A 15,480-nucleotide genomic window follows, 5' to 3' on the forward strand; every position below is an offset into this window, starting at 1 on the left:
TCGCGCCCCTTTCTTACGGGATCACGCCTCAGCCGTAGTTGGCGAACTTGGTCACCAGGTAAGCGTCGATGCCTTCAACGCCGTTCTCGCTGCCATAGCCGCTCTGCTTGACGCCCCCGAACGGCGCCTCCGGCATGCCGAAGCTGTAGGTGTTGATGCCCACCATGCCGCTTTCGAGGCTGTCGGCCAGAAGGGCCGAGCGGCTGGCCGAACCGGTAAAGGCGTAGGCGGCCAGGCCGAAGGGCAGACGATTGGCCTTCTCGATGGCGTCTTCCAGCGTGCTGAAGCGCGAGATGATCGCGACCGGACCGAACGGCTCGTCGTTCATGATCCGGGCGTCCTCGGGGACGTCCACCAGCACGGTCGGTTCGAACAGGAAGCCCTGGTCGCCGATGCGCTTGCCGCCGGTCGTGATCTTGCCGCCATGCGCGACCGCGTCAGCGATCAGGGTTTCCATGGCCGTCAGACGGCGCTCATTGGCCAGCGGGCCCATGCTGACGCTCGAATCCATGCCATCGCCGACGGTGATTTCGCTGGCGGCCTTGGTGAACCGCGCGACGAAGTCGTCATAGACCGCGTCCTGCACGTAGAAGCGGGTCGGCGCGATGCAGCTGGCGCCGGCGTTGAAGTATTTGTTCGGCACCGAATAGGCGAGCACCGTGTCGATGTCGGCGTCGTCGCAGACGATCACCGGCGCATGACCACCCAGCTCCATCGTCACGGGCGTCACCTGCTGCGCGGCCAGGGCCGCCAGTTGCTTGCCAACCGGGGTCGGGCCGGTGAACGAGACCTTCTTGATGATCGGCGAGCTGATCAGGGTGTGCGAGATGAAGGCCGGGTCGCCCAGCACCACGTTCAGCACGCCGGCGGGCAGGCCCGCATCGGCGAAAGCCTGGGCGATCAGCAGGGCCGTGGCGGGCGTTTCTTCGGACGGCTTGATGATCATCGAGCAGCCGGCGGCCAGGGCTGCGGCGATCTTGCGACCCGTCAGCAGCGCCGGCACGTTCCAGGGCGCGAAGGCGGCGACCGGGCCCACCGGTTCGCGCGAGATGATCGCGCGGCCGTTCGGGGCGCGCGCCTCGACGGTCCGGCCATAGATCCGCTTGGCTTCCTCGCCGGCCCAGATCATCGAGTCGATCGTCAGTCCCATTTCCATTTGGGCTTCGGCCAGCGGCTTGCCGACCTCGAGGGTCAGGGTCTCGGCGAAGAGGTTGATGCGCTCACGGATCAGAGCCGTCGCCTTGAGGATGATCGCCGAGCGATCCCAGGCGGGAACCTTGCGCCACACCTTGAAAGCGCGCTCCGAGGATTCCAGAGCCGCTTGCAGATCGGCCGCGGTCGCATGCGGCATCTGGCCGAGCACCGCGCCATTGAAGGGGTTGATGACGGCGCTGGTCTCGCGGCCGTTACCGGACAGCTTCTGGCCGTCGATCCACTGATAAAGTTCACTATAGACTGACGTCATTGAGGGTCTCCATCGTTCAGGCGCGACGGCTCGCCCGCGAAATGCGGGGCGTCGCGAACAAGTGGGTGGCGGTCTCGGGGGATGGTTTTGGCCGCTTCGAACGAGCGGGTTCGTCGGCCGACGCGACCCGATCTCGAAGGCCGCCGCCCATCACCGGGGCGTCTTCGCTTGCAGGAGACGATTTATGTCACTCGACGCCATTTGTCAATAAGTGACATATTTTATGAGCTAGCCGTCGCTCTCCGCGCACGCACCAGCGCCCCGCTTGGGGCCAGCCGGAGCGCTAGGCTCAGGCGTCCAGGGGCGAGAACTGAACCAGGGAGACAGCTTCGTCGAACACCTCGACGAGGGGCCGTGCGCCATTGAACGCGACCCACTGACTGATGGCCACACGCATGACCGAGAAGATGACGATCGGATAGAGCTCATTGGCGAGCGCGAAGCGCTCGCCCCCGCCCTTACGCGCGTTCAATATCTTGGTGACCTTTGCCGCCAATGCCGCCGATAGTTCCTGCTTGCGGGCGCTCACGGCCGGCACCGCGGCGATCACCCGCTCGATTGTCAGATAGAAGTTCGACTTGGCTTGATAGCTGGCCAGCATGTCGCGCGCGCTGGCGATCAGCGACGCCGGCGCGGGCTCATCGGCTGGACGCTGTTCAAGACTGGCCAGGAAAGTCGCCATACCGTCCTCGACCCAGCTGACGATCACGTCTTCCTTGGTCGCGAAGTAGCGCAGAACCGTACGGGACGAGACCTCGACCGCCTCGGCGATCTGGCTGATCGTAGTCTCGGCAAATCCCTGGCGCTCAATGAGGTCAAGCGCGGCCTCAAGCAGTTGAAGCCGCGTACGGTCCTTCTTCTTTTCTCTCAGGCTCATCAGCGGCGTCCATGACAAGGGGCGTTCGTCGCAAAATAGTCACTTAGCGACAAATGTCACTCACCCAGCTCAGAGAGCGGGACCGAAAGTCTTGAACGCCGCCAGGCCAAGAGCGCGGCGCGGCTAGGCCGGCTTCAACGCTCCGTAGAAGTAGGCGGCCGTGACACCGCCATCCATCAGGATGTCGCTGCCGGTGATGAACGCACCATCGGGCCCCATCAAAAGCGCGCCCACATGACCCACCTCGTCCGGCGTGGCGGCGCGGCCGACCGGGGAAAGCTCGATCATTCGACGATAGCCCTCGCCGCGAGGTCCGGTCAGCTCGTCACGGGCCAGCGGCGTGATCACGATCCCGGGGCTGATGGCGTTGACCCGCGCGCCGCGCTGACCCCACCGCACGGCCTCGGCTTTCACGCGCAGGACGTTGCCGCGTTTGGCCAGTTGGTAAGCATGCAGCGAGTCCTTGATGTTCTCGGGTCGCAGCATCGGCAGGGACAGCAGATCATCGGCCGGTGTTGTCGCCAGCGCATCATCCTCCGCCGCTGTCAGCGCGCCGAGACGGTGTCCGGACTGCGAGGAGATCACCACGCAGGATCCGCCCCTCGCGATGACCTCGCCGAAGAGTTCCAGGATCATCGCCGTGCCATGCAGGTCGACGGCCAGGACCGCCTCCGGGGGCGCCTGAGACGGCGACACCCCCGCAGCGTGAATGACGCCGGTGACCTCACCGAGCGCGGTGGCGGTCTTCACCAGAGTTTCCAGCGACGCGCGCGAGCTGATGTCGACACTCGTCGTACTCGTCTCGAAGCCCGCGTCACTCAGCACCTTGGCGGCGGCTTCGGCGTTGGCCTGATGTAGATCGGCCAGCAGCACATGCTTGCCCGCGCTCACCCGGCGGGCGATGGCCTGGCCGATCGAGCCGGCCCCGATGACGACGACCACTTGGGCCATGGCGGTGTTCCTCTTTCCGCGGATCCAGCAATGGCTGGACGATCAAGGCGCCATCTTACCGCCGGCGCGTCGAACGATTAGCCGCAACAAACAGCATGGACCTATGTCGCCAATTCATCAGTGCGTCCTGCACCACGTCGCCGCGTCGGAACCCTTTCAGGCTTCGCCCTCGCTCTTTCATGCGATAAAACGCTGGGATCGAAACTCATCCATGCCGAAGGATCATCAATGCGTCGCGGGGATCTGGCGGACCTGATGAGCTTCCTGGCGGTCGCCGATGAGCGGAATTTCACGCGGGCGGCGGCGAAGCTGGGCACCTCCCAATCGGCGCTCAGCCACACGATCCGCCGCCTTGAGGCGCAGCTTGGCCTGCGGCTTTTGACCCGCACGACCCGAAGCGTCTCGCTCACCGAGGCGGGTGAGCGCTTGGTGCAGACCCTTCGCCCCGCCTTCGACGACATCGGACGGCAGCTCGCCGACCTGACCGAACTTCGCGAGAAGCCGGCGGGCCTCGTGCGGCTGACCACCAGCGCCCATGCCGCGGAGACCGTGCTTTGGCCGGCGCTGAAGACCTTCCTGGTCGACTATCCCGACATCAAGGTCGAGATAAGCACCGACAGCACGCTGATCGACATCGTCGCGGAGCGTTATGACGCCGGCGTGCGGCTGGGCGAGTCCCTGGCCAAGGACATGATCGCTGTGCCGATCGGACCGCCCCTGCGCATGCTCCTGGTCGGATCTCCGGCCTATTTCGCGCAAGGACGCGACAAGCCGAGAACCCCGCACGAGCTGACCGACCACCTGTGCATCAATCTGCGGATGCGAACGATGGGCGGACTTTATGTCTGGGAGTTCGAACAGGACGGTCGAGAGCTCAAGGTGCGGGTCGACGGCCGCCTGGTGATGAACGACACCAAGATGATCGTCCGCGCGGCCGTGGATGGCTTTGGTCTAGCGTTCCTGATGGAAGACAGCGTCCGCCCCTACCTCGACAATGGCCAGCTAGTAACGTTGCTGGAAGATTGGTGTCCGCCTTTCGCCGGCTACCATCTCTATTATCCCAGCCGACGCCAACCGACGCCGGCCTTCGCGGCCCTCGTTGACGTCCTGCGGTATCGGGCTTGATGACGGGCTAGACGGGCTGGGAGATTAATGAAAATCCCGCATAGGTTCATGCGACCTTTGCCACCTAATCCCTAGCTGTCCGCCTCCCTAGTTTGGCCGCTGTATCGGCCAGCTAACGGAGTTCCCGTGATCGCGATCGTCAAGACCGCCCTGACGCGGCCCCTCACCTTCATCGTCATGGCGATTCTGATCGTCATCATGGGGGTGATTTCGGCGCTCCGTACGCCGATCGACATTTTCCCGGAGATCCGCGTTCCGGTGATCGCCGTCGCCTGGACCTATTCGGGCCTCTCGCCCGAGGACATGTCCGGCCGGATCGTCACGCCCTACGAGCGCGCCCTGACCACCACGGTCAACGATATCGACCGCATCGAGAGCCAGTCGCTTCTCGGGATCGGGATCGTCAAGATCTACTTCCAGCCCAAGGCCGATGTGCGCACCGCCACCGCCCAGGTGACGTCGGTGTCCCAGACCCTGTTGCGGTCCCTGCCGCCCGGCGTCAGCCCTCCGCTGATCCTGAACTACGACGCCTCGACCGTGCCGATCCTTCAGTTGGCCGCCTCGGGGCAAGGCATGTCCGAAGGCCAGGTCTTCGACCAGGCCTGGAACCAGGTCCGACCGCGTCTCGTGACGATCCCGGGCGCGGCGATCCCGCTCCCGTCCGGCGGGCGCCAGCGGCAGGTCCAGATCGATCTCAATCCTGAAGCGCTTCAGTCCAAGGGCCTTTCGGCCGCCGACGTCGGCGCGGCGATCGCGGCCCAGACCCAGATCACGCCCGCGGGCTTCATCAAGATCGGCGCCTTCCAGTACGCCGTCAGGCTCAACAACGCGCCCGCCTCGATCGAGGAGCTGAACGATCTGCCGGTGAAGGTCGTGGACGGCGCGACCATCTACATGCGCGACGTCGCGCATGTGCGCGATGGCTCGGCGCCGCAGACCAATGTCGTCCACGTCGACGGCGCGCGCTCGGTGTTGCTGACGGTGTTGAAGAACGGCGCGAACTCGACCTTGGCGATCGTCGATAGCGTCAAGTCGGCCTTGCCCACCATTCAGCAGACCCTGCCGGCGGCGTTCAAGATCGTGCCGATCGGCGACCAGTCGGTGTTCGTCAGAGCCGCGATCCAGGCGGTGATCCACGAGGGCGTGATCGCTGCGGTCCTCACCTCTCTGATGATCCTGCTTTTCCTAGGCTCCTGGCGCTCAACGGTGATTATCGCCGTTTCCATCCCCCTGGCGGTCCTCGCGGCGATCAGCGGCCTGTCCGTGACCGGCAATACGCTCAATATCATGACCCTGGGCGGGCTTAGCCTGGCGGTCGGCATCCTGGTCGACGACGCGACGGTCACCATCGAGAACATCAACTGGCACCTTGAGCAGGGCAAATCCGTGCGCCAGGCCATCCTTGATGGCGCGGCTCAGATCGTCGGCCCCGCCTTCGTATCCCTGCTTTGCATCTGCATCGTCTTCGTCCCGATGTTCTTCTTGCCAGGGGTTTCGGGGTTTCTGTTCGTGCCGCTGGCCCTGTCGGTGGTGTTCGCGATGGTCGCCTCGTTCGTGCTTTCGCGCACGTTGGTGCCGACCCTGGCGATGTATCTTTTGCGGCCGCATGTGGCCGGAGATCACAGCGCCGAACCAACGCGCAATCCCCTGGCGCGCTTCCAGAAGCGCTTTGAACAGAAGTTCGAAGGCCTACGCTTGGCCTATGGCCGGCTGCTGCGGGGCGTGCTGGCCGCGCCGCGCGCCTTCATCGGCGTCTTCGTGGCCAGCGTCGCGCTGTCGTTCGTCCTCACGCCGCTTCTGGGCCAAAACTTCTTTCCGACGGTCGACGCGGGCGCCATCGCCATTCACGTCCGCGCGCCGGTCGGCTCGCGCATCGAAGACACCTCGGCGCGATTTGACCGGATCACCCGCGCGATCCGCCAGGTCATTCCCCAAGACGAACTCGTCTCGGTCGTCGACAACATCGGCCTGCCGGCCAGCGCCATCAACTCCGTGTACAACACCTCTGGAACGATCGGCTCTCAGGACGGTGACATCCTGATCCAACTCTCCAAGGATCACGCGCCGACAGCCGAGTACGTCCGCAAGCTGCGCGAAACCTTGCCGCGATCCTTTCCGGGCGTTCAGTTCGCGTTTCTGCCCGCCGATATCACCAGCCAGATCCTCAACTTCGGCGCGCCCGCGCCGATCGACATCCGTGTCACCGGCCCGAACACCAAGGCCAACGAAGCTTACGCCCGCACGATCCTGCGTCGTGTGAGCACGATCCCAGGTCTGGCCGACGCGCGCATTCAGCAATCGTCCCGCTATCCGCAGCTGGCGGTCAATGTCGATCGCAGCCGGATTGGCCAGCTGGGTCTGACCGAACGGGACGTCACCACAAGCCTGGGCTCGACCCTGGCGGGGACGCTGCAGACCGCGCCCGTGTTTTTCCTCAACCCCGAAAACGGGGTGTCCTACTCGGTCGTGGCCCAGGCTCCCGAACATACCGTCTCGTCCTTCGACGACCTGGCGAACATCCCAGTGACGGGCGCGGGCGCTCCGCAGGTGCTCGGCGGGCTGGGCCAGATCGCGCGCGGAGCCACCGCGGCCGTGGTCAGCCACTACAACATCCAGCCAGTGATCAACATCTACGCCACGCCCAACGATCGCGACCTCGGCGCGGTCAGCGCCGATATCGAAAAGGTCCTGGCCGAGCTGAAGGCCGAAGCGCCCAAGGGCGTGACCGTCACCCTGGGCGGTCAGGCGGCCACGATGAAGACGGCCTTCACGGGTCTTGGCCTGGGTCTTCTGGGCGCCGTGGTGCTGATCTACCTGCTGATCGTCGTCAACTTCCAGAGCTGGGTGGACCCGCTCGTCATCATCACCGCCCTGCCGGCCGCCCTGGCCGGGATCGTGTGGATGCTGTTCGCCACTGGCACCACCTTGTCGGTCCCCGCCCTGACCGGCGCGATCATGTGCATGGGGGTCGCCACCGCAAATTCCATCCTGGTGGTGAGCTTCGCCCGCGCGCGCCTGGCCGACACCGGCGATGCGCTGAAGTCGGCGCTCGAAGCGGGCATGAGCCGCTTCCGCCCGGTGCTGATGACGGCCCTGGCGATGATCATCGGCATGCTGCCCATGGCCATCGGCTTGGGCGAGGGCGGCGAGCAGAACGCCCCGCTCGGGCGGGCGGTAATCGGCGGCCTGCTCGTGGCGACCTTCGCGACGCTCATGTTTGTCCCGGTGGTCTTCAGCCTCGCCCATCGCCGCGCCAAGCCCGCGCGTGACACCCAAACCTCGGAGATCGAGAATGTCTGACGCCACCCGTAGCCGGCTCATGGCCGCCGCCGCGATCGTGACCGTCGTCGCCGTGATCGGGGCGGGCTTGGCCTCTCGCGCCGGGCGCGAAAAGCGCCTGACCGCCTGGACGCATGAACAAGCCATTCCCACCGTCGCCGTGATCCGGCCGACGCCGATGGCCGTCGATGGAGATCTCACCCTCCCTGCCAGCCTGCAGGCCATGGAGACGGCGCCGATCTACGCCCGCACGAGCGGTTATGTCCGTCGATGGCATGTCGATATCGGCGATACGGTGCGACGCGGTCAGCTCCTGGCCGAGTTGGACGCCCCCGAGGTCGAACAACAGCTGGAGGCCGCGCGCGCCGACCTCGAGACGGCGATCGCCAATCAGCAACTGGCCGCCACCACGGCGCAGCGCTGGAACACGCTTCTGGCCAAGGACGCGGTGTCGAAGCAGGAGGCCGACGAGAAGGCTGGCGATCTGCGCGCCAAGACGGCGATCGCAAACGCCGCCCGCGCCAATGTCGCCCGCCTTGCGACCTTGGCCGGCTTCACGCGGATCACCGCGCCATTCGATGGGATCGTCACCACGCGAACAGCCCAGGTCGGCGCGCTGGTGACCGCGGGAAACGCCGCAGCGCAGCCCCTGTTCACCATCGCCGACATCCGTCGCATCCGCGCGTTCGTGCGCGTGCCACAGCTCTATTCGGGTGAAGTCAAACCCGGGATGGCGGTCACGATGACCCTGCCGGAATACGCCAGCCGCGAGTTCCCCGCGACTCTGACCCGCAGCGCCGGCGCCCTGGAGCCTAGCTCCGGCGCCCTGCTGGTCGAACTTCAAGCCGCCAACGCCGATCGCGCCCTGAAGCCCGGCGCCTATGCTCAAGCCAGGTTCCCGCTGCGTGGCGGGGGCAAGGCCGTCACCCTGCCGCCGAGCGCCCTAATCATCGGCGAGGACGGGGTTCAGGTGGCGCTGATCGGCTCGGACGGCAAGGCCGAGCTTCGCTCGGTCACCTTGGGTCGCGACCAAGGCAAGACGGTGGAGGTCGTGGCCGGCCTCGGCGCTGGCGACGCGGTCATCGACAGCCCTCCAGAGTCTTTGCAGACCGGCGATCCCGTGCGCCGTCTGGCTTCCAAGGAGGAACAAGCCCGTGCGGCGCGCTGACCTTGTCATGGCGCTGACGGCTCTTGGCCTTGGCGTCTGCGCCTTCGGCGGTCCGTCCCTCGCCTCCTCCATCGCGACGGCGCCAGATCGTCCGTCCTCCGAGGCCGGTAGCCCCGGCGTCGCCTGGTGGACGATGTTCGGCGACCCCGTCCTCGACGCGCTGCAAGACCGCTTGCAGAGGGACAATCCAGAGCTGGCGGCGGCCGGGGCGCGGTATGAGCAGGCCCTGGCTCTGCTCGGCGGGTCGCGCGCCGAAACCGCGCCGCAGATCCAGGCGGGCGCCCAGATCGAGCGCAGCCGGGTCTCGCGCGACCGTCCTCTTTCGTCTGGCCGGGCGGCGACCTATGACGACCTGCGGCTCGGCGCGGCGCTTAGCTATGAGCTTGATCTGTTTGGACGCCTGCGCGAGGGCGTACGCGCCAGCCAAAGCCAAGCCCTTGCCGCCAAGGCCGATGTCGAAGCCGTGCGCCTCGGCCTGCAAGCGCAACTGACCAGCGCCTATTTCCAAATGCGGGAGTACGACGCTCGGATCGCGTTGCTAGACGAGACCGTGCGGGCGTACGGGCGGGCCTATGAGCTCACCCAGGCGCGACATGCTGGCGGGATAGCCTCTGGCATGGATGTCAGTCGGGCTCGAACCCAGGCGGCGACCGCCGCCGCCGAGCGCGACGCGGCCATCGCCGCGCGGGCGCGGGCCGAGCACGCCGTCGCCGTCCTGATCGGCCAGCCCCCTGGCGATTTTAGGCTGGCGTCGAACGGCAAGCTCGGGGACGCGCCCGCGCCGCCGCAAACCTTGCCCTCGACCTTGTTGCAGCGACGCCCTGACATCCAAGCGGCCCAGCACCGCGTGACGGCGGCCAACGCGCGGATCGGCGTGGCGCGCGCGGCCTTCTTCCCCTCGATCACACTGGGCGCGGCCGGCGGCTATCAGGCCACCCATGACGACCTTATCCGTCGCCCCAACAGCTATTGGTCCCTTGGCCCCATCGCCCTGAGCCTGCCGCTTTTCGACGGTGGCGCGCGGCGCGCCGACCTGCGCTTGGCGCGCGCGGAACATGAGGAGGCGAGCGCGGCCTATCGGCGGGTCACGCTGGCGGCTTTCCAAGAGGTCGAGGATGACTTGGTCACCGCGCGTCAGCTGGCCCAACAGATCCGCGACCAGGATATAGCCGCGGCCTCCGCGGCCAGAACCCGGGATCTAGCCTTGGATCGCTATCGTGACGGCGCGGCGGACTATCTGGAGGTCGCGACCGCCCAGACCGCGGCCTTGGACGCCCAGCGCGCGGTCCTCAGCCTGCGCGCCCAAGCGTTTGCGCTGGCCGCCGATACGGTCCGCGCGCTGGGCGGCGCGCCGGAGTAACCTAGGAGGACGTGGCCAGGCCAAAGCGCGCGAGCACGCCGCGCCGCGCCCGCATCAGGATCAGTTCGGAGCGCTCGAAATCAAGCTCGATTCTGGCCATGCAGACGGCCCCGACAAGCTCGGACAGCAGCGAGGAGGCGGCCTCCAGAGGCGCGGGATGCTCCATCCGCGCGAAAAGCGCGGCCAAGGCGTCGATGAGCTGTCTCATGCCAAGGGCGGTCCGGGCGCGGGCGGTTTCATTTAGCCGCGGCGCATCAGCCGAAAGAAACGGGATCGGACATCCGGCGCCGCGGGCGTCGCAGTGCGCGCGCGACAGATAGAAGCCGATGTAACTCACCAAGCCCTCGGCCGGCGACCGCCCCTCGCTCAGGGCTTTGATCTGATCGGCGCCCTCCAGGAACATCTGATCGATCGCCTGTGCGATCAGGTCGTCGCGTGAGCCGAAGTGCGCATAGAAGCCGCCGTGGGTGAGGCCCGCCCGCGACATCACCTCCGCCACGCCGACCTTCTGCACGCCTTGCGCCCTGATCGCCTTGGCCGCCTCCTTCAGGACGCGCGCGCGGGTCTCCTGCTTGTGCTCGGGCGCATAACGCATGCCTTGATCGTGCCTTTCCGCGACAATTGGCCGTTGGCTTCAGCTTGCCACGATCCTTATTGTATTATACCCATCATATCAACGAAGACCGGCGCGCTCCGCCTTTCTAGGCGGAGGGGCGCGAGCCGGCCCGAAACCGCAGCCAAGGGAGACATGGCCATGCCGCAAGCTGTCATCGCCGCCTATGTCCGCACGCCGTTTCATTTCGCGCGAAAAGGCGCCTTGGCGACCGTGCGGCCAGACGACCTGGCCGCCATCGCGCTCCGCGGTCTGATCATCAGGACGGATATTGATCCGGCAGCGATCGACGACGTTCTGCTCGGCTGCGCCTACCCTGAAGCGGCCCAGGGCTCGAACATCGCCCGTCTGGCCCTGCTGCTGGCCGGCATGCCGATCACCGTGTCGGGCATGACCGTCAATCGGTTCTGCGGCTCGTCGATGTCGGCCATCCACATCGCGGCAGGCCAGATCGCCATGGGCGCGGGTGAAGCGTTTCTCTGCGGCGGCGTTGAGTCCATGAGCATGGTCCCGCAAGGCGGCTTCAACTTCTCGCCCAACCCGCGCTTCAAGTCGCGTGAACATCCAGACGCCGAGCTGGAGCTCGAGGCCTATATCGCCATGGGCGATACGGCCGAGAATGTCGCGCGGCGCTACGGCGTCTCGCGCGAGGATCAGGACCGCTTGGCCCTGGCCTCTCAACAAAAGGCCGCGGCGGCCCAGGCCGAAGGGCGGTTGGCGGGCGAAATCATCCCCGTCACGACGCCGGAGGGCGTGGTTGTCGATCAGGATGGCTGTCTTAGACCGCAGACGACGCTGGAAGGCTTGGCCGCGCTACGGCCAGTATTCCAAGCGGAAGGCACGGTGACAGCGGGAACGTCATCGCCGCTCACGGACGGCGCGTCGGCGACCCTGGTGTGCACCGAAGCCTTCGCGCGGACCCACGGCCTGGAGATCCTGGCGCGTATTCGCGCGGTCGCGACCGCCGGCTGCCCGCCCGAGATCATGGGCATGGGCCCGGTTCCGGCCACGCTCAAGGCCCTGGAGCGCGCGGGGCTGTCGGTCGCCGACATCGACATCTTCGAGATCAATGAGGCCTTCGCCAGCCAGGCGGTGGCCTGCATGCGCGAACTGAAGATCGACGAGGCCAAGGTCAATCTGGACGGCGGCGGCATAGCCATCGGCCACCCCTTGGGCGCCACGGGCGCGCGCATCACGGGCAAGGCCGCTCAACTGCTCAAGCGTCATGGCGCGCGCCTGGCGGTCTCCACCCAATGCATCGGCGGCGGACAGGGCGTGGCCACGGTGCTGGAGGCGCTCTAGCGCCGCCAATCAAAACAAAGTCGCCTCGGGAGGATTATCTTGCAGACCCTGGAGAGAAGCCGACTGATCACCTGGTCGGATCCCGACCAGAGCCGAGCGCGCTCGGCCGGACTGACCGGCCTTGAGATCATGCGCGGAATCCGCGATGGCGCGCTGGCCCCGCCGCCCATGGCCCGCCTGATTGGCTTTGACTGCGTGGTCGCCGAGCCCGGTGAGGTCGTCATGGAGCTCAGGGCCGAGGAATCGCTCGAAAACCTCATGCCCATGCTTCATGGCGGCGCTGCGGCGACCATGCTCGACACCGCCATGGCGGCGGCCGCGCATACGGTTCTGCCGGCCGACCAAGCCAGCGTCACCCTCGATCTGAAGCTCAACTATCTTCGTCCGCTGACGAGCGCCTCTGGCCTGATCCGCGCACGGGGCAAGGTTCTGCATCAGGGCCGCACGAGCCTCTATGTCGAAGGCGAAGCTCGAGACGAAAAGGGACGCCTAGCCGTCCACGCCGTAGGCAATTTTTCGATCATCTCGGTACGCTGACGGCCACCCGGCTACAAACGGCTGGCGTCATGCTTCGCGGGCGCCGGGCTTGCGGCGCACTAGGCAGCCTGGGCCAGACTTTGCGGCCTCGCCCCTCGATGGAAGGTCTGGAGAGTGGCGGCGATCAAGGCGCAATGCGCCACGACCATCTAATGATCATGGTCATATAATAGGACGCCGCAGGCGCATCCCCCCTCCTCATCACGAGGAAAGACGCGACGCACGCCGCCACTCCGCACGTGAACCCGTCACACTCATGAGGCAATTTGTCACTTTATTGCTTTTGTCATTTAGAGACATTATTGCTGATTGATAGCCGTTCCACGGCGCGGAGGAAAACGCGATGTCAGATATCAACGCCGCGGTGGCGGGCTCCTTCCTTATCGGCGGGGACCTGCGCATCAACCGCCTGGGTTATGGGGCGATGCGCATCACGGGCCCCGGCTTCTGGGGCGAACCCGTGGATCGGGACGAAGCGCTGCGCGTGCTGCGCCGGGCGCCGGAGCTGGGCATCGATTTCATCGACACGGCCGACAGCTACGGCCCGTTCGTCAGCGAGGACCTGATCGCGGAAGCCTTGTCGCCCTATGACAACATGGTGATCGCCACCAAGGGGGATTGGTTCGCCCGGGCGTCACCGACGAACTTTGGCCGATCATTGGCCACCCCGCCTACCTGAACCAGTGCGTTCGCATGAGCCTGCGGCGTCTTAAGGTCGAACGGATCGACCTTTGGCAGTTGCACCGTGTGGACCCGAACGTGCCGGAAGCCGATCAATTCGGCTTTATCGCCGATATGATTGAGCAGGGCCTTATCCGCCATGCGGGCTTGAGCCAAGTGACCATCGAGCAGATCAAGACGGCGCAGCAGTACTTCCCGGTGGCGACCGTGCAGAACATGTACAATCTGGCGCACCGGGTCGACGAAGACGTGCTCGACTACTGCGAAGCCAACGGCATAGGCTTCATTCCCTGGTTCCCGCTCGCCTCTGGAGGGCTGGCGCAGCCCGGCGGCCTCGTCGACGCGCTGGCCAGGGCCAAGGGCGCGAGCGCCAGCCAGATCGCGCTCGCCTGGATGCTCAAGCGCAGCCCGTCGATCATCGCCATTCCCGGCACCAGTCGCGTCAAGCACCTGGAGGAGAACGTCGCCGGCGGCGCGGTCGTTTTGACCGACGAGGAGTTCGAGGCGCTAAACACGGCGTCGCCCGCTCCCCTAAATCTGACCAGACACTAAGGTCGAGGCGGCTCAGCGGCTCCGCCGCGCAGTCGCCCCACCCTATGATGGCCGGTCCGCGCTAGCGCGGACCGGCGCCGCCGCCTCGCCTATTGAATACCGCCCGGCCTCACGACGCGCTCCAGCCGCCGCCCAGCGCCTGGAACGAGCGGATCGCCGCGCGCGCGGCCTCGGTTCTGGCTTGCGCCCGAGCGTCCCGTACGGCAAGCAGCCGCGCATCGGCGTCGAGCACCTCGACCAGACTGACCGCGCCTGCCTCATAGGCCACTTGCGAGGCGGTGCGAGCCTTGGCCAATGAGGTCTCTCCATCGGACAGGACGCGCGTCTGCTCCTCGCGCTTGACGAGACTGACAAAGGCGTTCTCCACGTCCTCGCTCGCCCGCAGCACGGCTTGCTGATAGGCCGCCAGAGCTTCGGCCTTACGCCCTTTCGCCGCCTTGACCTCTGCGTTGACACGACCGAAATCGAACAGCCGCCAGCGCAGCCCCAGCACGCCCTGCGCCTGGGTCGCCGGCCCCTCGAACAGCGTGCCGCGACTGGTCGTCGCGGTCCCGACCAGTCCGCTCAGCGAGAGCTTGGGAAAGTATTGCGAGAGCGCCCATCCAACCTCGGCGTTGCTGGCGCGCAGGCGCTGCTCGGCGACGATCAGGTCAGGGCGGCGACGCAGAAGCTCGGCGGGTCCGCCGGCGTCGGCCAAGCCTGGCGCGGCGGGGATCGCGGCGGGTGGAGTCAGTTCCGCGCGATAGGTCCCGGGCTGAGCGCCCTGGATGACATCCATGGCGTTGAGCGCCGCCTCCAGGCCTTCCTCAAGCACCGGAATGCTGGCGCGGGTCTGCGCCAAGGCGCCTTGCGCCTGTTGCAGCTGCAGGTCCGCCGCGGCGCCGCGCTCGTACTGTAGACGCACTGTGTCGACGAGCTTGGACTGGGTCTCGACCTGACGGCGCGCGATCGCCAGCCGCTCCTGGAGGCCTCTCACCAGCAGATAGGTGTCGGCCGTCTGAGCGGCCACGGCGAGCCTGGCCGCCGCCACGCCGGCCTTGGCCGCTTCGTAACGGGCCAGAGCCGCCTCGCGATCACGACGGGTTCCGCCAAAGACGTCGAGCTCCCATCCCGCGACCAGATTGCCCTCGTAGGAGGACCCATCCCGGTCAAAGCCGGGCGTGGCGGCCAGCAGACGGCCAGTCGGCGTCTGGGTGGAGGTGTGAACCGTGGCGGCCTGGCCCTGGATCGACGCCGACGGCAAGAGCGCCGCCGTGGCTGCGCCAAGACCAGCCCGGGCCTGCGTCACGCGAGCCGTCGCCTGAGCCAAGTCGAGGTTCTGGGCCAGAGCCCGGTCAACCAAGCGGTCGAGGACCGGATCGTTGAAGCCCCGCCACCAGGCCTCGGCCGGCGCTGGGGCGACGATCCGCGCGGCGATAGCTGGCTGCCCCATGAAGGCGCCCGCCTTGGGCGCGGGGGGCGCGACATAGTCCGGACCGACGGCGCAGCCCGAGAGGAGCGTGACACCGGCGGCGGCCAGCAAGGCGGGAAAACGGACAGAGCGCATGGGACTCCCGCTGAGCTCAAACAA

Annotated in this window: 13 protein-coding genes; 8 read left to right on the plus strand and 5 right to left on the minus strand. The window is 66.6% G+C overall.

The annotated features are described in order from the left end of the window. Window positions 1–28: 28 nt before the first annotated feature. The 3 genes from CSW59_RS18530 to CSW59_RS18540 all read right to left on the minus strand — a co-directional run bounded on the left by CSW59_RS18530 (window position 29) and on the right by CSW59_RS18540 (window position 3,293). The gene (locus tag CSW59_RS18530; RefSeq protein ID WP_099445452.1) at window positions 29–1,465 is read right to left on the minus strand and encodes an NAD-dependent succinate-semialdehyde dehydrogenase; all 1,437 of its coding nucleotides are present in this window, start codon (window positions 1,463–1,465) and stop codon (window positions 29–31) included. A gap of 289 nt (window positions 1,466–1,754) precedes the next feature. Beyond that, window positions 1,755–2,342 carry a TetR/AcrR family transcriptional regulator gene (locus CSW59_RS18535; RefSeq protein ID WP_099445453.1) on the minus strand — a complete coding sequence of 196 codons (588 nt, stop codon included), beginning with the start codon at window positions 2,340–2,342 and terminating at the stop codon, window positions 1,755–1,757. A 123-nt stretch (window positions 2,343–2,465) separates the two neighbouring features. Next, complete coding sequence (locus tag CSW59_RS18540) at window positions 2,466–3,293, minus strand: SDR family oxidoreductase (protein ID WP_099445454.1); 828 nt, start codon at window positions 3,291–3,293, stop codon at window positions 2,466–2,468. 228 nt (window positions 3,294–3,521) lie between these two features. Here CSW59_RS18540 and CSW59_RS18545 point away from each other — a divergent pair, with 228 nt between their 5' ends. The 4 genes from CSW59_RS18545 (at window position 3,522) to CSW59_RS18560 (ending at window position 10,225) form a co-directional block, all read left to right on the plus strand. After that, the gene (locus CSW59_RS18545) at window positions 3,522–4,418 is read left to right on the plus strand and encodes a LysR family transcriptional regulator (RefSeq protein WP_099445455.1); all 897 of its coding nucleotides are present in this window, start codon (window positions 3,522–3,524) and stop codon (window positions 4,416–4,418) included. Window positions 4,419–4,544: 126 nt separating this feature from the next. After that, complete coding sequence (locus CSW59_RS18550) at window positions 4,545–7,718, plus strand: efflux RND transporter permease subunit (RefSeq protein WP_099445456.1); 3,174 nt, start codon at window positions 4,545–4,547, stop codon at window positions 7,716–7,718. Further along, window positions 7,711–8,865, plus strand: coding sequence for an efflux RND transporter periplasmic adaptor subunit (locus tag CSW59_RS18555; protein WP_099445457.1), 1,155 nt, complete (start codon window positions 7,711–7,713; stop codon window positions 8,863–8,865). Before CSW59_RS18550 ends, CSW59_RS18555 begins: the two co-directional genes overlap by 8 nt. Then, entirely contained in the window at window positions 8,852–10,225 is a 1,374-nt protein-coding gene (locus tag CSW59_RS18560; RefSeq protein ID WP_201722848.1) for an efflux transporter outer membrane subunit, read from the plus strand. Before CSW59_RS18555 ends, CSW59_RS18560 begins: the two co-directional genes overlap by 14 nt. 1 nt (window position 10,226) lies before the next feature. On the opposite strand, the gene CSW59_RS18565 is transcribed toward CSW59_RS18560, so the two are convergent. After that, the gene (locus CSW59_RS18565) at window positions 10,227–10,820 is read right to left on the minus strand and encodes a TetR/AcrR family transcriptional regulator (protein ID WP_099445458.1); all 594 of its coding nucleotides are present in this window, start codon (window positions 10,818–10,820) and stop codon (window positions 10,227–10,229) included. A gap of 159 nt (window positions 10,821–10,979) precedes the next feature. On the opposite strand from CSW59_RS18565, the gene CSW59_RS18570 reads away from it, so the two are divergent. From CSW59_RS18570 to CSW59_RS21005, 4 genes are all read left to right on the plus strand, one after another. Further along, complete coding sequence (locus CSW59_RS18570; RefSeq protein WP_099445529.1) at window positions 10,980–12,140, plus strand: thiolase family protein; 1,161 nt, start codon at window positions 10,980–10,982, stop codon at window positions 12,138–12,140. Between the two features lie 39 nt (window positions 12,141–12,179). Continuing rightward, the gene (locus CSW59_RS18575) at window positions 12,180–12,677 is read left to right on the plus strand and encodes a PaaI family thioesterase (protein WP_236632265.1); all 498 of its coding nucleotides are present in this window, start codon (window positions 12,180–12,182) and stop codon (window positions 12,675–12,677) included. A 343-nt stretch (window positions 12,678–13,020) separates the two neighbouring features. Then, complete coding sequence (locus CSW59_RS21630; RefSeq protein ID WP_201722849.1) at window positions 13,021–13,356, plus strand: aldo/keto reductase; 336 nt, start codon at window positions 13,021–13,023, stop codon at window positions 13,354–13,356. Between the two features lie 14 nt (window positions 13,357–13,370). Continuing rightward, complete coding sequence (locus CSW59_RS21005; protein ID WP_201722850.1) at window positions 13,371–13,910, plus strand: aldo/keto reductase; 540 nt, start codon at window positions 13,371–13,373, stop codon at window positions 13,908–13,910. Window positions 13,911–14,019: 109 nt separating this feature from the next. Here CSW59_RS21005 and CSW59_RS18585 read toward each other — a convergent pair whose 3' ends face one another. Beyond that, window positions 14,020–15,456, minus strand: coding sequence for an efflux transporter outer membrane subunit (locus tag CSW59_RS18585; RefSeq protein ID WP_099445459.1), 1,437 nt, complete (start codon window positions 15,454–15,456; stop codon window positions 14,020–14,022). Window positions 15,457–15,480 lie beyond the last annotated feature (24 nt).

Origin of the sequence: Caulobacter sp. BP25 (assembly GCF_002737755.1) — a bacterium.
Taxonomy (GTDB): Bacteria; Pseudomonadota; Alphaproteobacteria; order Caulobacterales; family Caulobacteraceae; genus Caulobacter.